Raw genomic sequence first — 18337 nt, 5'->3', positions numbered from 1 at the left:
CGGGTGGGTCATCGTGGGCGGCGGCGCGACCTGCGCCGTACTCGGCGCGGGGGAGTCGACGGATCGCCGGCCGGCCAACCATCCAGCCGGGAGGGTGGCACTCCGCGACGGAGCAGGTCGTCGATCAGCAGGGCGAGGGAGTAGTCCGGATGTTCGGCCAACACCCGCTCCAGCGCCACCGCCGCCAGGGCACCCTGCCCGGCCCGCCAGGCCGCGAAGGCCAGCAGCGCCCCGGGCGCCGCGATCAGGTGGGGCGCGATCCGGCGCAGCAGCTCCGTCCAGAACGCCACATCCTCGTCCCGGCCGTCGGTGCGTTCCCAGGCGTGGTCGCGTACCGGAAGGTGGGTCAGCAGTAGGCCCAGCCAGGCGATCTCGTCGTCGGTGAGCTGCCCTCCCCGGTCGTGCCGGCGGCGGGCGGCACGGTAGGCCGCCACCCCGGCCGCCCGCAGGGCCCGCGCGCCGAGCAGGTCTGCCGGAGGTGCGGTCGCCAGCAACTCGGACAGCCGCTGTTCGGCCCGCTCGGCGGCGCGGCGGGCGGCGGTCCCACCGGTGGGGGCCAGTTGGGCGACGAGGGCCGCCCGGTCCGGCAGGGCCACCTGGCCGGCGAAGACGGCCGCCGCCGGCACCGCGCTGCCCTCGGGGTCGTACGCGGTTCCCTCCGGCGGGCAGCACTCCGGTTCCGTGCAGAGGTACGACCACCACCGCCCGTCGGTGACCCGCAGCGCGTCGAGCACGGGCATCCCGACCTTGGTCAACGCCTCCCGGATCGCGTCGAGGGCCGGGGTCACCCGCGCGGCGGGGCCGTACCCGATCACCGTCGCCGAGTCGGCGCCCTGCTGGGCGGTGACCGCGGCGAGGTGCCCGGCCGCAGTCAGGCGCCCGGCCGCCTCGCCGTGATCGGTGTCGCCGGGCAGGTCCCCACGGGCCACGAAGACGACCCGGGAGGCCGAGAAGGCCACCACCACGACGCTGTCGCTCGGGTGGAAGCCGAGCAGGTACGGCACCGCGGCGATGAGGTCGGCGGGCGAGCGGACGGTCAACCGAGGGATCTCCGTCGAATTCATGGGTCCAGCCTGCGAGCCGTACGGCGGGTGCCGCTGCCCCTGTGGACGACACGCCGGTTATCCACAGCTACTCAGCGTGTTTTCCCTGGTCATAGGGGATCGCCACCCTTCCACCAGCACCCTCGGCATGCCCCAGCACGCGTGCAGCCCGTTAATAAGGGACCCCTGCTCTACCGGAGGCGTTAACAAGGGGCCCTTCCTTCCCCTGGAGGGGATACCTTGCGGGCATGGATCTGGCGTATCTGCGGGCGCATCCCGAGCAGCTGCCGACCTTCCTGACCCATCAACGGATCCGGGAGACCCCGGTCAGCGGCGGGGACATCTGCGCCGCCTCCCGGTTGACCCTCGACGACGGTCACTCGGTCTTCGCCAAGACCTGGCCGGAGCAGGCGGACCGACCGGTGCCGGAGGGGTTCTTCGCCACCGAGGCGGCCGGGCTGCGCTGGCTGGGGGAGGCCGGGACGGTCGCGGTTCCCCAGGTGCTGGTGGCCCTGCCCGAACTGCTGGCCCTGGAGTGGATCGAGCCGGGTGAGCCGAGCCCCGAGGCCGCCGAGCGCTTCGGCCGGGAACTCGCCGGTCTGCACCGGGCCGGGGCACCCGCATTCGGAGCGTCGTGGCCCGGGTTCATCGGAGCCCTGCCGGCGGACAACACCCCGCACGAGGGTCCCTGGGCGCAGTGGTTCGCCCAGGCCAGGCTGCTGCCCTACCTGCGCCGCTCGGTCGACGACGGGGCCCTGGACGACAGCACCGCCGCGCTCGTCGAGCAGGTCGTCGCCCGGATCGGCGAGTTCGGTGGGGAGGAGCCACCGGCCCGTGTCCACGGTGACCTGTGGCCGGGCAACCTGCTCTGGGGTGTCGACGACCGGGTCTGGTTGGTGGACCCGGCCGCCCATGGCGGGCACCGCGAGACTGACCTGGCCCAACTGGCGCTGTTCGGGGGACCGCCGTACGCAGACCGGATCCTGGCCGCGTACGAGGAATGCTGGCCGCTGGCCGAGGGTTGGCGGCAGCGGGTGTCCCTGCACCAGTTGCACCTGATGCTCGTGCACACCGCCCTGTTCGGCAGCGCGTACCGGGATTCGGTCCGCGACCTCGCCCGCGCCGCTCTGGGTGGGCTCGGTCGCGCTACCGTCGTGGGATGAGTGTCGTACCGCCCGGCGGCCTCCTCGTCGACCGGTACGGCCGAACCGCCCGGGACCTGAGAGTCTCCCTGACCGACAAGTGCAACCTGCGCTGTACGTACTGCATGCCCGCCGAAGGGCTGCCCTGGTTGGCCGGGCCGCAACTGCTCACCGACGACGAGGTGATCCGGCTGATCCGGGTCGCGGTGCACCGACTCGGCATCGAGGAGGTCCGGTTCACCGGCGGTGAGCCGCTGATCCGCCCGGGGTTGACCGCCATCGTGACTGCGGTGGCGGCCCTCGATCCGCGTCCCCGGATCTCGCTCACCACCAACGGCATCGGGTTGGCGCGGGTGGCACCGGCGCTGCGCGCCGCCGGGCTGGACCGGGTGAACGTCTCGCTCGACACCCTGGATCACGCGCGCTTCCTCCGGCTCACCCGCCGGGACCGACTGGGCGAGGTGCTGACCGGTCTGGCCGGGGCGGCCGTCGCCGGACTGACCCCAGTCAAGATCAACAGTGTGCTGATGCGCGGGGTCAACGACGACGAGGCACCGGCGTTGCTCCGCTTCGCCCTGGATCACGGGTACGAGCTGCGGTTCATCGAGCAGATGCCGCTGGACGCCCAGCACGGTTGGGACCGGGCGAGCATGGTCACCGCGCAGGAGATCCTGACCACCCTGGGTACGGCGTACGAGCTGAGCCCGGATCCGGCCGGACGGGGGGCGGCACCGGCCGAGACCTGGCTGGTGAACGGCGGCCCGGCCAAGGTCGGGGTGATCGGCACGGTGACCCGCCCCTTCTGCGGCGACTGCGACCGGACCCGGATCACCGCCGACGGTCAGATCCGCAACTGCCTGTTCGCCACGGAGGAGACGGACCTGCGGGGTGCCCTGCGCGCCGGTGCGGACGACGACGAGCTGGTGCGGCGGTGGACGGCGGCGACCTGGGGCAAGCGGGCCGGTCACGGCATCGACGACCCGAGCTTCCTGCAACCCGCTAGGCCGATGTCGGCCATCGGAGGATGACCATGGAAACCGTCACCGTGCGTTACTTCGCCGGGGCGCGAGCGGCGGCCGGGCGCAGCGAGGAGACCGTTTCCGCCGGCCGTACCCTCGACGGGGTGTTGAGCGAGCTGGCCGAGCGGCACGGTGAGCGGCTGGTCCCCGTGTTGACCGTGGCAAGCTTTCTAGTCGATGGCGTGACCTGTCATGATCGCGACAAACTGCTGCCGGCCGGAGTGACGATCGACGTCCTTCCTCCCTTCGCCGGCGGCTGAGGGGACATCAGACGTGCTCGCGGTACTCGGTTTCGTGGCCACCCTTGCCCTGATCACCGGGCTGATCCACCTCTATCTCTGGAAGCGGCTGGTCAAGGACACCACCAGGGCGGGCCGTTGGCGGCGGATCGGCACGGTCACCACGGTGGTGCTGGCGCTGCTCGTACCGGCGACGATGATGGGCACCCGCGCCGGCTTGTACTGGCTGGCCTGGCCGGGCTACGTCTGGCTCGCCCTGATGTTCTACCTGCTGGTGCTGCTCGTCGTGCTGGAAGTCCCGATGCTGGTGACCCGCCTGGTGCTGCGCCGCCGGGCCGCGGTGGCCGCACCGGAGCCGGTGCTGGTCGGTCCGGCCAGCACGGCCGAGGAGCCGGCACTGGTCGGCTCGAGCGCGGCGCCCGAGGAGTCGGCGACCAACCCGACTCCGCCGGTGGCCGACCAGGCGAGCGAACCCCCGGCCGCCGGTGCGATCGGGCCGGACCACGATCCGGGGCGACGGCTGCTGCTCGCCCGAGGCGCCGCGATCTTCGCCGGTCTCACCGCCGCCGGTCTGGTCGGCAGCGGGGTACGCACCGCGATGGGTCCCCCGCAGCTGGACCGGGTGCAGATTCCGCTGGCCAAGCTGCCGCGCAGCATGGACGGCCTGCGGATCGCCACCGTCTCCGACATTCACATCGGTCCGCTGCGCGGTCGGGTGCACACCGAGCGGATCGTCGCCGCGATCAACCGACTGGACGCCGACATCGTCGCCGTCGTCGGCGACCTGGTCGACGGTACGGTAGCCGAGCTGGGTCAGGCCGCGGCACCCCTGCGGGACCTGCGGGCCCGGCACGGCAGCTACTTCGTCACCGGCAACCACGAGTACTACTCCGGGGTCGAGGAGTGGGTGGCCGAGGTCGACCGGCTCGGGCTGCGGGTGCTCCAGAACCAGCGGCTGGAGATCGCCGCGCGGGGCGGGGTACTGGACCTGGCCGGGGTCAACGACGTCAGCGCGGCCGGTACCGGGGTGGCCGCCCCGGCGGACTACGCCGCCGCCCTTGCCGACCGTGATCCCTCCCGGCCGGTGGTGCTGTTGGCGCACCAGCCGGTGGCCGCCTTCGAGGCGGCGAAGTACGACGTCGACCTGCAACTGTCCGGCCACACCCACGGTGGTCAGATCGTCCCGTTCAACCTGCTGGTCCGGCTGGAACAGCCGGTGGTGTCCGGGCTGGGTGAGGTGGACGGCACGAAGGTGTACGTCACCAACGGTGCCGGTTTCTGGGGTCCCCCGGTACGGGTCGGCGCGGAGCCACAGATCACCCTCGTGGAGTTGCGCTCGGCATAGCGCACCTCACCTTCGTGCGTGGCGCCGAGCGGGAGCACCGCCGGTCGTGGCAGGATGCGGCGTGCCCCCGTTCAGCGCCGTACCCCCCGGTGGCCTCCCGCCCTTCGTCGCGGACCTGCACATCCACTCGAAGTACTCGCGGGCGTGCAGCCGGGACCTGACCCTGCCGAACCTCGGCTGGTGGGCGCGGCGCAAGGGCATCGCGGTGCTCGGCACGGGCGATTTCACCCACCCTGCCTGGTACGACCACCTGCGCGAGACCCTGCAACCGGCCGAACCCGGCCTGTATCGGCTGTCGGCGGAAACGGAGCGGGACATCGCCCGCCGCCTGCCGCCGAGGCTGGCCAGCGAGGCGGAGGCCGATGCGGTCCGGTTCATGCTCAGCGTGGAGATCTCCACGATCTACAAGCGGGACGACCGGACCCGCAAGGTGCACCACCTGATCTATCTGCCGGATCTGGACGCGGCGGGCCGGTTCAACGCCGCCCTGGGCCGCATCGGCAACCTGGGCTCGGACGGTAGGCCGATCCTCGGCCTGGACTCCCGGGACCTGCTGGAGATCACCCTGGAGGCCAGCCCCGACGGCTATCTGGTCCCCGCCCACATCTGGACCCCCTGGTTCTCCGCGCTGGGTTCGAAGTCGGGCTTCGACGCCATCGCGGACTGCTACGCCGACCTGGCCGAGCACATCTTCGCGGTGGAGACCGGGCTGTCCAGTGATCCGGAGATGAACTGGCGGGTCGGCAGCCTGGACGCCTACCGACTGGTTTCCAACTCCGACGCCCACTCCCCGCCCGCGCTGGCCCGGGAGGCCACCGTCTTCGCCGCACCACGGGACTACTTCGGCATCCGGGAGGCGCTGCGCACCGGCGAGGGGTTGGCCGGCACGATCGAGTTCTTCCCGGAGGAGGGCAAGTATCACGCCGACGGCCACCGGTTGTGCGGGGTGAACTGGGCACCCGAGCGGACCCGGGAGGCCGGGGGACGGTGCCCGGAATGCGGCAAGCCGTTGACCGTGGGGGTCCTCAGCCGGGTCGAGGAGTTGGCCGATCGGCCCGAGGGGTACCGGCCGGAGCAGGCCCGTGAGGTGACCCACCTGATCCAGTTGGCCGAGATCCTCGGTGAGATCAACAAGGTCGGGCCGCGATCCAAGAAGGTCGAGGGCAAGCTGACCGAACTGGTCGCCGCCCTCGGTCCCGAGCTGGAGATCCTCACCCGTACCCCGGTGGAGGAGATCGGCCGGGTCGGCGGGGAACTGCTCGCCGAGGGCATCGGTCGGCTGCGCCGGGGCGAGGTACGACGGGTACCCGGCTACGACGGCGAGTACGGGGTGATCACTCTGTTCGATCCGACTGAACTGGGCGGCGCCGGTTCCTCGGGCGGGCAGGAGACGCTGTTCGACGTGCCGGTCCCGGCGCAGCGTCGACCGGCCGAGGCGGGCCGACCTACGGCCAAGATCAAGCGGGCGGCCACCAAGGCCGAACCGAAGCGCAAGCCGGCCCCACCGGCCCCACCGATCGCGCCGCAGCCCTCCCCGCACGAGCCCTTCGAGCCGATGCTCGCCGGCATGGAGGAGGTCGGCACCGGGCTGCTCGACCGACTCGACGCGATGCAACGGGTGGCCGCCTCCGCCCCCGGTGGCCCGCTGCTGATCGTCGCCGGTCCGGGTACCGGCAAGACCCGCACCCTGACCCACCGGATCGCGTACCTCTGCGCCGAGCTGAACGTCTTTCCCGAGGAGTGCCTGGCGATCACCTTCACCCGGCGGGCGGCCGAGGAACTGCGTCACCGCCTCGACGGCCTGCTCGGCCCGGTCGCCGAGGACGTCACCGTGGGCACCTTCCACTCCCTGGGGCTGACCATCCTGCGGGAGAACGCCGAGGCGGCGGGCCTGCCCAACGACTTCCGGATCGCCGACGACGCCGAGCGGGCGGCGGCCAGGACCGAGGCCGGTGCGGACCCGGCCCGGTACGCCGGACTGCTGCGCAAGCAGGGCATGGTCGACCTGGACGAGTTGCTCACCCTGCCGGTCGGGTTGTTGCGCGAGGACCGCAAGCTGGTCGAGCGGTACCGCAACCGCTGGCGGTGGATCTTCGTCGACGAGTACCAGGACGTCGACGCGGTGCAGTACGAGTTGCTGCGACTGCTCAGCCCCGCCGACGGGAACCTCTGTGCGATCGGCGACCCGGACCAGGCGATCTACTCCTTCCGGGGTGCCGACGTCGGGTACTTCCTGCGTTTCTCCCAGGACTTCACCGACGCCCGGCTGGTGCGGCTCAACCGCAACTACCGGTCCTCCGCGCCGATCCTGGCCGCCGCGGTGCAGGCCATCGCGCCCTCGTCGTTGGTCCGGGGCCGCCGGTTGGATCCGGCCCGGCTCGACCCCGAGGCCCCCCTGGTGGGTCGGTACGCCGCGGCCTCCGTCGCCGACGAGGCCGATTTCGTGGTACGCACGGTCGACGAACTGGTCGGCGGCCTCTCCCACCGATCGCTGGACTCCGGTCGGATCGACGGCCGGTCGACCACCCTGTCCTTCTCCGACATCGCCGTGCTCTACCGGACCGACGCGCAGGCCGCGCCGATCGTGGATGCCCTGTCCCGGGCGAACATCCCGGTGCAGAAGCGTTCACACGACCGGCTGCGGGACCGGCCCGGGGTGCTGGCCATCGCCCGCGAACTGCGGCACACCTCGGGCGTGGAGGGCGCTCTGCCCGCCCGGGTACGCCTGGCCGGGCAGGTCCTCGCCGAGCGGTTCGCCATCCCCACCCTGGACGGCTCCAGCGGGGTACGCCCGGAGGAGGTCCGGACCGCGGTCGACCTGCTCACCCCCCTGGCCCGCCGGTGCGGCGATGACCTGGAGATGTTCCTGTCCCAGCTCGCCACCGGCGCGGAGGTGGACGCGCTGGACCCTCGTGCCGAGGCGGTCACCCTGCTGACCCTGCACGCCGCGAAGGGCCTGGAGTTCCCGGTGGTCTTCCTGGTCGGTACGGAGGACGGGCTGCTGCCGCTGCGCTGGCCGGGCTCGACGCCGGACGAGGACGCGATCGCGGAGGAACGCCGGTTGTTCTTCGTCGGGGTGACCCGGGCGCAGGATCGGCTCTATGTCAGCCACGCCGCTCGCCGCGTCCGACACGGCTCGGAACACGACTGTCGCCCCTCCCCCTTCCTCGACGTGATCGATCCGGGCCTGTTCGAGCGGCTGGGCGACAGCACCGGTCCTCGCCGCCCGAAGGACCGTCAACTACGCCTGATCTGACCCTGTTGCCGGATAGCTGACCCGAACGCCGTCCGGGCCGAGGTGCCGGGGTGTACGCGCTACCGTGACCGAGGTGACGGCTGAGCCATCAACGATGGTCTAGCCGGGGTACCCGATCAGGAGGGCGGGCATGGCGAACTACGGACCACCGGGCGGCGGCCCGCAACCGTGGCACGAGCCGCACCCCGACGAGCCGCCCGGCCCCAACCAGGGCCACAACTCCGGTCAGGGTTACCACCCGGGTCAGAGCTACGCCTCCGGTCAGGGTTACGGCCCTGGACAGATCTACGGGGCGGGGCAGGGTTACGACTCTGGTCAGGGCTATGGGCCTGGGCCGGGTTACGACTCTGGTTACGGGTCCGGGCCTGGTTACGGGTCGGAATCGGTGCCTGGCGGATATCCGCAGCCGGGTGGCCGGGCCCACCAGGACGACCCGGCGGTCGCCGCGTACGCCGGTCAGCCCGCGCCACCGCGTCGGCGCGGTCGTACACCGGTGATCGCCGCCCTGATCGTGGTGCTGGTGTTGGCCGTCGTCGGTGGGACGGGGTACTACCTGCTCGGGCAGGATGACGAGTCTTCTCCGACCGTGGTGTCCGCGCCGACCCAGGATCCACCGGCGCCGACCGCCGCCCCGGATGACTCCGACCCCGACTCGACCGCCTCCCCGACCGCCAACTCGTCGACCGATCCCCGGTTCGTCGAGCAGGGACAGTGCGTACGCAACGAGGCTCCGGCCGGCTCCAAGCCGAAACTGTTGATCACTGACTGCGCGCCCTCGACCTATGAGGTGCTGCGGCGGGTCGACGGCACGACCAGCGGTGAGAGGGACGCCGAGGCGAAGTGCGCCCGGGTGGACGGCTACACGAACTGGTACTTCTACGACAGTGAGTTGGACTCGCTCGACTTCGTGCTCTGCCTCAAGCTGCGCGACTGAAGCCGAGGAGCAGGAAACGGGTGGCTACGCCGACCATCGCTAGATCTAGCGATGTCTAGCATCCACGCTAGACAGCACTAGTTTCCGGTCGACTGTCGACACGCCGGTAGCCCCGTCTACTGATGTCTAGCTCCTCGGCTAGACGGCTCGATACTCTGCGATTCGTGGATCCGGTCCGCAATCCGTACGCTCCGGGCGCCGGTCAGCGCCCGCCCGAACTCGCCGGGCGGGGGCGGGAACTCGACGTCTTCGACATCGTGTTGGAGCGGATCGCGCGCGGCCGACCGGAACGCAGCCTGATGCTCACCGGCCTGCGGGGCGTCGGCAAGACCGTCCTGCTCAACACCCTCCGGTCGCAGGCCATCAACCGGCTCTGGGGCAGCGGCAAGATCGAGGCCCGGCCGGATCAGTCCCTGCGCCGACCGATCGCCGCCGCCCTGCACATGGCCGTCCGGGAACTCGCTCCCCGGCACCGGGCACCGGACCGCATCGACGCCTTCCTGGGGGTGCTGAAGGCCTTCGCCCACCGGGGGGCCCCGACGACCGGCCGGGGCGGCACCGCCCCCAAGCTGCGGGACCGGTGGCAGCCCGGCATCGACGTACCGGCGGCCAGCGGACGTGCCGACTCCGGTGACATCGAGATCGATCTGGTGGAGCTGCTCACCGACGCCGCCTCGGTCGCCAGTGACGTCGGCACCGGCGTGGCGATCTTCATCGACGAGATGCAGGATCTCGGGCCGGAGGAGGTCTCCGCCCTCTGCGCCGCCTGCCACGAGCTGTCCCAACTCGGCGCACCCCTGATCGTGGTCGGCGCGGGCCTGCCGCACCTGCCGGCGGTGCTGAGCGCGGCCAAGTCGTACTCCGAGCGGTTGTTCCGCTACCAGCGCATCGACCGGCTCGACCGGATCGCCGCCGACCAGGCACTCTGCGCCCCGGCCCAGCGCGAGGACGTGGAGTACGAAGCCAAGGCGCTGGACCTGCTCTATGACAAGTCCGGCGGGTACCCGTACTTCGTCCAGGCGTACGGCAAGGCGACCTGGGATCACGCGCCCCGCTCCCCGATCACCGCGGCGGACGTACGGGTGGCCGCCCCGGAGGCCGAGGCGGAGTTGGCGGTGGGCTTCTTCGGCTCCCGCTTCGAGCGGGCCACCCCGGCGGAACGGGAGTACATGCGGGCGATGGCCGCGCTCTCCCTGGTCGAGGGGGCGACTGAGGGGGGTGGACGGGACGACATGGACGCGGCCGTACCGACCGCCGAGATCGCCCGGGCCCTCGGCCGCAAGCCCGCCAGCCTCTCCCCGGCCCGCGACGCCTTGATCAAGAAGGGCCTGATCTACTCCGGTGAACGCGGCACGGTCGCCTTCACCGTCCCCCACTTCGGCCGCTACCTGCGCACCCAACCGGCCTGAGGCCCGCAGTCACCACCCGGGCTGTGGCACTCCAGCAGCTCATCACCCGGCGTGTCGTACAGCTCCACTGCCACGGTAGGTGGTGTTGGGCTCGGGCATCCGGGGGTGGCCGCAAGACGGAGGGAGAAAGACTGACGCATGGTGTCAGGGTTTGGGGCGAGGATGGCTTCACCGGTCGGTGTCGATGGCGCGGACTGGGCACGACCGTTACATATGGGACAGGTGAGGACCTCCATGCGCGAAACTTCAGCAGATCTCCAAGAGCTTCAGGCCCTCCTTGACGCCTCCCTCTCCCGCTCCTCCTCGCACCTCCGCTCGATCATCAAGGCGGAAAGCGCACTGACCGCGGAGCAGCTCACCCAGGTCCTCACCGGCATGTGCACCCTCGCCCTGTCCACCGTGACGGCGAAGGGCGAGCCCCGGATCAGCGGTGTGGACGGGCACTTCCTGCACGGGAAGTGGCACTTTGGCACGGCGCGCAACGCCGTCAAGGCGCGCCATCTCGCGGCGCGTCCTGCCGTCAGCGCCGCCCATATGCGCGGTGAGGACCTGGGCGTGTTCACGCACGGCAAGGTGGAGATCCTCAACCCCCAGGACGGCGAGCCAGCCGCGGACTGGCCCGACCTGCTCGCGTACCTGAAGGACTTCTACGACGACGACCTCTTCGACTGGGAAAACGAGGTGGTCTACTACCGGCTACATCCGCACTGGATGACCGTCTACGCCCCCGACTTCGCGAAGCTCACTGCGGCGTCCCAGTCCTGATCCGCAGCGCAGGCCGCACCGGGACCAGCCACGAAGCGGGGGGTCAGGCACAGCGAAGCCCTCGACCACGCGGGGCGAGGGCTCCGGTTGAGGGGGTCAGGCGGTCGGGCTGCCGGCCTTGGTCAGGGCTACGAAGGAGCGCCAGGCCGCCGACTCGAAGGCCAGAGTCCCGCCGTCGCGGTCCTTGGTGTCCCGGACCAGGACGACGCCGGGAAGATTGTCGGCCACCTCGACACAGTCGCCGCCGTTGTTGCCGCTCTTGCTGCTCTTACGCCACTGGGCGCCGGTCATGTCCATGATGCTGCCGCTTCCCTGATCAGCTCCAGGGACTGCGTCCGCGACAGGGCCTCGCCACGGATGCGTTCCCACCTGCGGCCCAGGGTAGCAACATCTGCGGCTTGATCGACGATCTTCGCTTCAGCCTGGCTGTCGGCATGACCGAGCACGCTGCCGTCGTCCAGTTCGGCGAGGGTGAAGGGTCCGCCCAGGCCGGGGTACATGCCGACCGAGGCCGGCACGATGTGGATCGTGGTGGTGGGCTGGGTGCCGCAGGCCACCAGGTGCTCACACTGTTCCCGCATCAGGGCCCGGTCACCGTAGGCGGACCGACGCAGCACCAACTCGTCCATCACCACGACCAGCATCGGTGGGTTGTCCCGCCGCAGGAGGGCCTGCCGCTGAAGGCGGGCCTCCACTAATCGTCCGACATCGTCCGTGGTCAGCTTCTCGCCGGCCAGTGTCGCCCGCGCGTACGCCTCGGTCTGGAGCAGGCCCGGCACCCAGGTCAACTGGAAAGCGCGCAGCGCCACCGCCTCGCGCTCGATGTCCACCCACCGTCGGAACCACGCCGGCTCGCGCCGCTTGAGAACGTCCGGCCACAGCTCGGTCACCTCGCGGCCGAGCACCGACGCGACCCTCCTGCGTGTCTGCGGACGCGGGATGCGTCCATGGCTTGCCCACCGCGCGGCGGTCTTCGGGTCGACCCCGACCTGGGCCGCTAGGGAATCGGCGGTCTCGCCCGCCTCGGTCATGGCTGCGACAACAGCACGGTTCACTGCACAGTTCCTTCCTGGACGTCCGGGGACGCTCAGTATCCACTGCGATACGGGGTGTATGCGGGAGGCGAGAGCCGGAAAGGTGGAAGTCAGGACGGCGCGGCCAGTGGAGGACCCGAACCCGCTGGTCACGCTGTCGGGGCCGCCCCGACCGGCGAGCACCTCCGGGGCGGCCCCTCCAGATCCACCGATCGAGGAGGGCCACCGTGTCCGCACAGCATTCCCGCCGCGATGTGCGGTGACCGACCATCGGGACCCCCGGACCGGAGTTGCCCGTACGGGGAGCACCTCCCGGCCCGCCCCGCGTGGCGCTGCCGGGCCTGCGGCGCACCGTGGCCGTGTCAACCGGCGAAGCTGCGCCTGCTCACCGAGTACGCGGACAACATGCCATCCCTGATGGTCTACCTGGTGGCACTCAGGGAGGAAGCCGCTGAACAACTAGCCGAACTGACCTCGGGCGTGCCACCGGAGAGCCTGCACCGGAGGTTCACGGACTGGGTACCGGTCCGCCGCTCGAAGTGAAGACTCCCGCCCCGGGCCCGTGGCACTCCCCCGTCACGGTCTCGGGGCGGGTTTTTTGAAACGACGGTCAGACCTTGGACCAGGGGGGTGGGAAGACGACCTCACCCTGCGGGGGAGCGGGTTCGTCGCTGGTCGAGGGGGGCAGCACCAGGGCCTGCCAGGGCTCGCCCAGCCCGGACCAGGGGCTGGTCAGGCCCATCCGGTCGGCCCGGCTGAACCCGAAGCGCCGGTAGTAGCCCGGGTCGCCGAGCACCACGACCAGCCGTTCCCCGAGTTCCGTGGCGGCTTCCAGGCCGGCCTGCACGACGGCCCCGCCGAGGCCGATCCGCTGACGGTGGGGGGCCACCGCCACCGGGCCGAGAGCCAGGGCCGAGGCGACCTGCCCCGGCGCGCTGACGGTGACCCGGGTGAACAAGGCGTAGCCGGCGATCTCGCCGCCGTACTCGGCCACCATCGCCAGCTCCGGCAGCCAGGCATCGCTGCCGCGCAACTCGTCGACGAGTCGTACCTCCGGCGGGGTGGCCACGTCGGGACGGGCGAAGGCCGCGGCCAGCACCCGCCGGACCGCGCCGGTGTCGGCCGTGTCCTCGGGTCGTAGCCGCAGGGTCGTCACGCGGCGAGGTTACCGCCTGTGGCCCGTCCATCCGAGACGGTCGCTCGAATCGGCGCGCCGATTCGGGCATCACCCGGTCGATCGATATCCGCCGTTGTGGGGCTTGACCTCGGGTCGCAGGGGGTATGACTGGTCCATGACGCCCGTACGGTCTCTCGCCCGCGCCATGCTCAGCGGCATTTTCGTGATCAGCGGTGCCCGCAGCGTCGCCAACCCGCAGCGACTGGTGCCGGTGGCCAAGCCGGTCACCGATCGGGTGACCCCACTGCTGGAACGGGTCGCCCCCCGCCTCCCCACCGACACTATGACCCTGGTCCGGGCCACCGGTGCCGTCCAACTGGGTGCCGGGCTGATGCTCGCCACCGGGCGGTTCACCCGGCCGGCGGCCCTGGTCCTGGCCGGGACCCTGATCCCGGTGACCCTGGCCGGGCATCCCTTCTGGCGACAGGAGGATCCCGCACAGCGCTACAACCACCAGTCCCACTTCGCGAAGAACCTCGGCCTCTTCGGTGGGTTGCTGCTCGCCGCCGCCGACACCGAGGGCAAGCCGGGACTGCGCTGGCGAGCCGGGCACCGGATCGGCCACTCTCGACGGTCCGTGCGTCGCGCCGTGCGGACCGCCCGTCGGGAGGCCCGCATCGCCGCCGTGTCCGCCGCGACCGCCCGCCGACTCCCCGGCTGAGCTGCGACTACGGCCCACACCCCTCGAATAAGGCCGCGAATCACCTGAACCGCCCGCTAGGCGTTAACGCGGTGGAAATATCAAAACATGGTGTGGGATCGGACACGGTCGCATAACGCGGGAGGCACTGACGTGAGGCGCCGTTCTAGGCTCCGTACCGGACCTGGACGGGTAGGACGATCTTTATACGGGGGTGGCCACGCCATGCCGACTAATGTCGGTAGAGGGCTGGACCGCCTCGCCGCAGTCCGTCGCGTAACGCGTGGGATCGATCGAAGGACAGTCGTACGGAGCGGCATCGTGGCCGCCGTCGCCTATGCCGCATGGCTCGCCATCGGCGCGTTCGGGCGTCCGTACAACTTCTTCGACATGAAGATCTACCACGGCGCGGTGGTCTGGTGGGCGAGCGGTCACGAGTTGTACGAGTTCGTCGCACCCGACACCACCCTGGGCTTCACCTACCCGCCCTTCGCGGGCCTGGCCATGCTGCCGATGGCCCATCTGCCGGTGACCATGGCCGGGTTGGTGAACGCGGTGGTGAGTATCGCCGCCCTGGCCGTGGTGCTGGCCGCGCTGCTGCGCCCGATCGTCGACCGGATGGGCTGGCCCCTGTGGTACACCGTGGCCATCGCCACCCCGCTGGCGGTCGCCATCGAGCCGACCCGGGAGACCATCGGGTACGGGCAGGTCAACCTGCTGCTGTTCGCCCTGATCATGGCGGACCTGGTGGCCCTGCGCTGGCGCTCCCGCCGCGGTACCCATCAGGCCGACACGGACGGTCCACTGCTGCGGTTCGTCTACAGCGGCGCCTGGGCCGGTGTGGGCATCGGCCTGGCCACCGCGATCAAGCTGACCCCTGCCCTGTTCATCTTCTACCTGATGATCACTCGGCAGTGGCGGGTGGCCTGGACCGCCATCGCCACGGCCATCGGGGTGACCCTGGGCAGCTTCGGCATCGTCGGGGCCGAGTCTCGGGCCTACTTCGGCCGGGTGCTGTGGCAGACCGAGCGGGTGGGCGCGGCCGATATGACGCCCAACCAGTCCCTGTCCGGGCTGCTGGCCCGCCTCTACGACTCGATCGAAACCCCCGGGCTGCTCTGGCTGGCGTTCTCCGTACTGGTGCTGGCGCTCGGTCTGTCCCGGGCCGCCAACTCGCACTCCGACGGTGACGAACTGACCGCCTTCACCCTGGTCGGCCTGACCGCCAACGTGATCAGCCCGATCTCCTGGACCCACCACCTCGTCTGGGTGATTCCGGCGATCATCGTGCTGGCCGACGCGGCGATCCGCCGGCACGACGCCAGCCGGGGACTGATCGCCCGCGCCACGGCCGGACCCTACGGCGGCCCACCCGGGGTGTCCGCGCTACGCCCGCCGATCTGGTACCCGACCTGGACCGGAATGCGGCACGGCAGCGCCGCCGTCGGGCTCTACCTGCTCTTCCTGATCTCGCCGATCTGGCCGTACGAGCACCAGCTGCCGGAGGTCTCGCACTACGCCGACGGCCTGTTCGGTGCCCTGATGGAGAACTCCCTGATCCTGGCCCTGATCGTGCTGGTCGCCGCGCTGCCGTGGCGGCCGGGGGCCGAGCCGGCCTTCCTGACCGACCGGGCGGCCCGCAACGCCCTGCTGCACGGCCGTCGGTAGGCCTCAGGGGCAGTTCACCCACTCCTCGGTGCCGTCGGTGAAGACCTGCCGCTTCCAGATCGGCAGCCGGGCCTTCACCTCGTCCACCAGGCGGGCGCAGGCGGCGAAGGCGGCGGCTCGGTGCGCGGTGCTGACCGCCGCCACCAGGGCCGCCTCGCCGATGGCCAGGGGCCCGATGCGATGCGACACGGCCACCGCGTACACCTCGGGGTCCGTGGCGATCTCGGCGGCCACCTCCCGCAGCACCTGCTCGGCGCTGGGATGACCCTCGTACTCCAGGCTGGCCACGGCCCGCCCGTGGTCGTGGTCGCGGACCACCCCGGCGAACGAGACCACCGCGCCGGCCCGGTGGTCGGCCACCGCGGCCTCGTGCGCGGCGAGTTCCAAGGGCTGGTCGGTGACGGCCCCGATCAGGATCACCATGTCCGCTCCCCCGGGAACAACGGCAACGGTACGACCGGCACCCGGTCACCGGCGGCGCCGGAGGTGCCGGGGGCGATCACCGCGAACCCGTCCGCCCCGGACAGGCCCCGCAGCATCGCCGACCCGACATGCCGCACCGGATGCGCGGTCCCGGCCACCCGGTCGAGCCGGACCAGGGCCAGGTGGGTGTAGTCGCCCCGACCGGGCACCGGACCGGCGAGGGTGGCGTGCGCGAGCACCGGAATCGGCCGACCGGCCAGACCGGCCAGCAGCGGCGCGACGAGGGAGACCAGAGCGATGACGGCGGACTGTGGGTTGCCCGGCAGGCCGGCGATGAACCGGGTCCGCCCATCCGCGCCGACCACCCGGGCCAGCAACATCGGAAAGCCGGGCCGCACCGCGACGGTGTTGACGACGTAGTCCGCGCCCAGGGCCGCCAACGCGGGATGCAGGTGGTCGACCGGTCCGTGCATGGTGCCGCCGGTGGTGCAGACCAGATCGGCCTCGGCCAGGGCCTGGCGCAGGGCTGCCTCGTGGGCGGGCAGGGTGTCCGCGACCGGACCGACCACATCGGTCGTGCGCACCTGGCAGCCGTACCGTCGCAGCCAGGCCGGCACGGCCGGGCCAAGGGCGTCGCGGATCCGGCCCTCGGCGGGCGGGCCACTGGTCAGCAGCTCGTCGCCGAAGACCAGCAACGCGGCCCGGGGCTGCGCACGTACCCGCAGGGTGTCGTGTCCGCAGGAGGCGGCCAGGCCGATCACCGAGGGATCGACCGGGGTCCCGGCCGGCAGCAGCTCCTCGCCGGCGGCGGCCTCCTCGCCGGGCAGCCGCCACTCCGGCGCCGGCCGTGGCACACCCTCGACAAACCCCTCCGGGGTACGCCTCGACTCCTCCACCCGCAGCACCGCCGAGGCCCCGGTGGGCACCATGGCACCGGTCGCGATCTCGACCGTCGTCCCGTCCTCGGTCAACGGAGCCGGAGTCGTGCCGGCCAGCACCCGACCCACGATCCGCCACGGGCCGGGACCACGGACCGCCCAACCATCCACGCTGGAGGTAGGGAAGGCCGGCAGATCGGTACGGGGAGCCAGCGGCTCGGCGAGGGTGTGGCCGTCGGCCTCGGCCAGTGGCACATCGAGGGCGGGGAGCGCGGCGGCCAGGCCGACCTCGTACACCCGAGACCGTGCCTGTGCCCAGACCAGCGGCGGTGAGAGGGCGGCCAGGTCAGCGTCGGAACTGGTTTCCGTGCTCACCTGCGAGAGCCTATCGGGTTGGCTGGTGGTCGCCACCGCGCAACTGCTCGACCGCGTGCCTGAGGATCGGCCCCAGCACGGCCAGGCCGTCGCGGGCCCCTCCGGTCGAACCGGGCAGGTTGACCACGAGCGTACGACCCGCCACCCCGGCCACCCCTCGGGACAGCGCAGCCGTGGGCACCTTGTCCCGGCTGTGGGCGCGGATCGCCTCGGCGATGCCGGGAATCTCGTAGTCCAGCAGGGCGCGGGTCACCTCAGGGGTCCGGTCGGTCGGGGTGATTCCGGTGCCCCCGCTGGTCAGCACCACATCGACGGCCTCCGCCACGGCCGCACGCACCGCCTGGCCGACCGGCTCGCCGTCGGGCACCACCACGGGCGCGTCCACCGTGCAGCCCCACTCGCGCAGGCCCGTGACCAGCAGGGGACCGCTGGTGTCGGCATAGACACCGGCGGCCGCCCGATTGGAGGCCACCACCACCCGGGCCCGGATCACGGCCGGTCCTGCGGACGCTGCCACAGGCCGGTCTTGCCGCCCTCCTTGCGCAGCACCCGGACCGCCTCCACGCTGGCCGCCGGATCCACCGCCTTGACCATGTCGACCAGGGCCAGCCCGGCGACCGCCACCGCAGTCAACGCCTCCATCTCCACACCCGTCCGGTCGGCCGTGCGGGCGGTGGCGGTGATCTCGACCGTGTCCGTGGTCAGGGCCAGGTCGACCGTGACGCCGTGCAGCGCGATCGGGTGGCACAGCGGAATCAGATCGGGGGTACGTTTCGCGCCCATGATCCCGGCCAGCCGGCCGACCGCCAGGGCGTCACCCTTGGGCAACCCGTCGCGGCGCAGCAGCTCGATGACCTCAGGGGTGGTCCGCAACCGGCCGGCGGCGATCGCCAAGCGGCCGGTGACCTCCTTGCCGGAGACATCGACCATGTGGGCGGCACCGGCCTGGTCGACATGGGTGAGTTCGGCGGGCTGCGTCACGTCGGCGAG

General features: G+C 71.5%; 19 protein-coding genes. 11 read left to right on the top strand and 8 right to left on the bottom strand.

The features are described from left to right. Positions 1–8 precede the first annotated feature (8 nt). Entirely contained in the window at positions 9–1064 is a 1056-nt protein-coding gene (locus ACLQ2T_RS21065) for a DUF4192 domain-containing protein (protein WP_425768056.1), read from the bottom strand. Positions 1065–1291: 227 nt separating this feature from the next. Here ACLQ2T_RS21065 and ACLQ2T_RS21060 point away from each other — a divergent pair, with 227 nt between their 5' ends. The 8 genes from ACLQ2T_RS21060 to ACLQ2T_RS21025 all read left to right on the top strand — a co-directional run bounded on the left by ACLQ2T_RS21060 (position 1292) and on the right by ACLQ2T_RS21025 (position 11152). After that, positions 1292–2206, top strand: a complete 915-nt coding sequence (locus ACLQ2T_RS21060; protein ID WP_425768055.1) for a fructosamine kinase family protein — start codon at positions 1292–1294, stop codon at positions 2204–2206. After that, the gene (gene moaA, locus ACLQ2T_RS21055; RefSeq protein ID WP_425768054.1) at positions 2203–3213 is read left to right on the top strand and encodes a GTP 3',8-cyclase MoaA; all 1011 of its coding nucleotides are present in this window, start codon (positions 2203–2205) and stop codon (positions 3211–3213) included. Before ACLQ2T_RS21060 ends, moaA begins: the two co-directional genes overlap by 4 nt. 2 nt (positions 3214–3215) lie before the next feature. Continuing rightward, the gene (locus ACLQ2T_RS21050) at positions 3216–3464 is read left to right on the top strand and encodes a MoaD/ThiS family protein (protein ID WP_425768053.1); all 249 of its coding nucleotides are present in this window, start codon (positions 3216–3218) and stop codon (positions 3462–3464) included. A gap of 13 nt (positions 3465–3477) precedes the next feature. After that, positions 3478–4788 carry a metallophosphoesterase gene (locus ACLQ2T_RS21045; protein ID WP_425768052.1) on the top strand — a complete coding sequence of 437 codons (1311 nt, stop codon included), beginning with the start codon at positions 3478–3480 and terminating at the stop codon, positions 4786–4788. A gap of 61 nt (positions 4789–4849) precedes the next feature. Next, positions 4850–8044 carry a UvrD-helicase domain-containing protein gene (locus ACLQ2T_RS21040; RefSeq protein WP_425768051.1) on the top strand — a complete coding sequence of 1065 codons (3195 nt, stop codon included), beginning with the start codon at positions 4850–4852 and terminating at the stop codon, positions 8042–8044. A 385-nt stretch (positions 8045–8429) separates the two neighbouring features. Then, a complete protein-coding gene (locus ACLQ2T_RS21035) occupies positions 8430–8978 on the top strand; it encodes an LppU/SCO3897 family protein (RefSeq protein ID WP_425768050.1) in 549 nt (182 codons plus the stop codon). Between the two features lie 164 nt (positions 8979–9142). Continuing rightward, positions 9143–10387 carry an AAA family ATPase gene (locus ACLQ2T_RS21030; protein WP_425768049.1) on the top strand — a complete coding sequence of 415 codons (1245 nt, stop codon included), beginning with the start codon at positions 9143–9145 and terminating at the stop codon, positions 10385–10387. Positions 10388–10621: 234 nt separating this feature from the next. Next, positions 10622–11152 (top strand): pyridoxamine 5'-phosphate oxidase family protein, encoded by a 531-nt coding sequence (locus ACLQ2T_RS21025; protein WP_425768048.1) that lies wholly within the window; start codon positions 10622–10624, stop codon positions 11150–11152. 96 nt (positions 11153–11248) lie between these two features. On the opposite strand, the gene ACLQ2T_RS21020 is transcribed toward ACLQ2T_RS21025, so the two are convergent. Continuing rightward, positions 11249–11449: a DUF397 domain-containing protein gene (locus ACLQ2T_RS21020; RefSeq protein ID WP_425768047.1), complete on the bottom strand. Its 201-nt coding sequence runs from the start codon at positions 11447–11449 to the stop codon at positions 11249–11251. Continuing rightward, the gene (locus tag ACLQ2T_RS21015) at positions 11440–12207 is read right to left on the bottom strand and encodes a DUF5753 domain-containing protein (protein WP_425768046.1); all 768 of its coding nucleotides are present in this window, start codon (positions 12205–12207) and stop codon (positions 11440–11442) included. The genes ACLQ2T_RS21020 and ACLQ2T_RS21015 overlap by 10 nt, the downstream gene beginning before the upstream one ends. 384 nt (positions 12208–12591) lie before the next feature. On the opposite strand from ACLQ2T_RS21015, the gene ACLQ2T_RS21010 reads away from it, so the two are divergent. Then, the gene (locus tag ACLQ2T_RS21010) at positions 12592–12729 is read left to right on the top strand and encodes a hypothetical protein (protein ID WP_425768045.1); all 138 of its coding nucleotides are present in this window, start codon (positions 12592–12594) and stop codon (positions 12727–12729) included. Positions 12730–12796: 67 nt separating this feature from the next. Here ACLQ2T_RS21010 and ACLQ2T_RS21005 read toward each other — a convergent pair whose 3' ends face one another. Next, positions 12797–13342 (bottom strand): GNAT family N-acetyltransferase, encoded by a 546-nt coding sequence (locus ACLQ2T_RS21005; RefSeq protein ID WP_425768044.1) that lies wholly within the window; start codon positions 13340–13342, stop codon positions 12797–12799. 136 nt (positions 13343–13478) lie between these two features. Here ACLQ2T_RS21005 and ACLQ2T_RS21000 point away from each other — a divergent pair, with 136 nt between their 5' ends. Together ACLQ2T_RS21000 and ACLQ2T_RS20995 are read left to right on the top strand one after the other, a co-directional pair. After that, positions 13479–14024 carry a DoxX family protein gene (locus tag ACLQ2T_RS21000; RefSeq protein ID WP_425768043.1) on the top strand — a complete coding sequence of 182 codons (546 nt, stop codon included), beginning with the start codon at positions 13479–13481 and terminating at the stop codon, positions 14022–14024. Positions 14025–14228: 204 nt separating this feature from the next. Then, positions 14229–15671 carry a glycosyltransferase 87 family protein gene (locus ACLQ2T_RS20995; RefSeq protein WP_425768042.1) on the top strand — a complete coding sequence of 481 codons (1443 nt, stop codon included), beginning with the start codon at positions 14229–14231 and terminating at the stop codon, positions 15669–15671. A 3-nt stretch (positions 15672–15674) separates the two neighbouring features. On the opposite strand, the gene ACLQ2T_RS20990 is transcribed toward ACLQ2T_RS20995, so the two are convergent. The 4 genes from ACLQ2T_RS20990 to moaC are packed head-to-tail and all read right to left on the bottom strand — an operon-like array spanning position 15675 to position 18328. Further along, the gene (locus tag ACLQ2T_RS20990; RefSeq protein WP_425768041.1) at positions 15675–16094 is read right to left on the bottom strand and encodes a molybdenum cofactor biosynthesis protein MoaE; all 420 of its coding nucleotides are present in this window, start codon (positions 16092–16094) and stop codon (positions 15675–15677) included. Then, entirely contained in the window at positions 16088–17347 is a 1260-nt protein-coding gene (locus ACLQ2T_RS20985) for a molybdopterin molybdotransferase MoeA (protein WP_425768040.1), read from the bottom strand. The genes ACLQ2T_RS20990 and ACLQ2T_RS20985 overlap by 7 nt, the downstream gene beginning before the upstream one ends. Before the next feature lie 10 nt (positions 17348–17357). After that, entirely contained in the window at positions 17358–17840 is a 483-nt protein-coding gene (locus ACLQ2T_RS20980; RefSeq protein ID WP_425768039.1) for a MogA/MoaB family molybdenum cofactor biosynthesis protein, read from the bottom strand. Then, a complete protein-coding gene (moaC, locus tag ACLQ2T_RS20975; protein WP_425768038.1) occupies positions 17837–18328 on the bottom strand; it encodes a cyclic pyranopterin monophosphate synthase MoaC in 492 nt (163 codons plus the stop codon). Before moaC ends, ACLQ2T_RS20980 begins: the two co-directional genes overlap by 4 nt. Positions 18329–18337: the final 9 nt, after the last annotated feature.

This window comes from Micromonospora sp. DT229 (genome assembly GCF_049844505.1).
Classification (GTDB): Bacteria; Actinomycetota; Actinomycetes; order Mycobacteriales; family Micromonosporaceae; genus Micromonospora.
The sequence above is the reverse complement of the archived record's forward strand: the minus strand, read 5'-3'. Positions and strand labels throughout refer to the sequence as shown.

Bases quoted from the DNA above. Each gene is read 5' to 3' on its own strand.
- ACLQ2T_RS21065 (WP_425768056.1), bottom strand. From the start codon at position 1,064: ATGAATTCGACGGAGATCCCTCGGTTGACCGTCCGCTCGCCCGCCGAC.
- ACLQ2T_RS21060 (WP_425768055.1), top strand. From the start codon at position 1,292: ATGGATCTGGCGTATCTGCGGGCGCATCCCGAGCAGCTGCCGACCTTC.
- moaA (WP_425768054.1), top strand. From the start codon at position 2,203: ATGAGTGTCGTACCGCCCGGCGGCCTCCTCGTCGACCGGTACGGCCGA.
- ACLQ2T_RS21050 (WP_425768053.1), top strand. From the start codon at position 3,216: ATGGAAACCGTCACCGTGCGTTACTTCGCCGGGGCGCGAGCGGCGGCC.
- ACLQ2T_RS21025 (WP_425768048.1), top strand. From the start codon at position 10,622: ATGCGCGAAACTTCAGCAGATCTCCAAGAGCTTCAGGCCCTCCTTGAC.
- ACLQ2T_RS21020 (WP_425768047.1), bottom strand. From the start codon at position 11,449: ATGGACATGACCGGCGCCCAGTGGCGTAAGAGCAGCAAGAGCGGCAAC.
- ACLQ2T_RS21010 (WP_425768045.1), top strand. From the start codon at position 12,592: ATGCCATCCCTGATGGTCTACCTGGTGGCACTCAGGGAGGAAGCCGCT.
- ACLQ2T_RS21000 (WP_425768043.1), top strand. From the start codon at position 13,479: ATGACGCCCGTACGGTCTCTCGCCCGCGCCATGCTCAGCGGCATTTTC.
- ACLQ2T_RS20995 (WP_425768042.1), top strand. From the start codon at position 14,229: ATGCCGACTAATGTCGGTAGAGGGCTGGACCGCCTCGCCGCAGTCCGT.
- ACLQ2T_RS20990 (WP_425768041.1), bottom strand. From the start codon at position 16,094: ATGGTGATCCTGATCGGGGCCGTCACCGACCAGCCCTTGGAACTCGCC.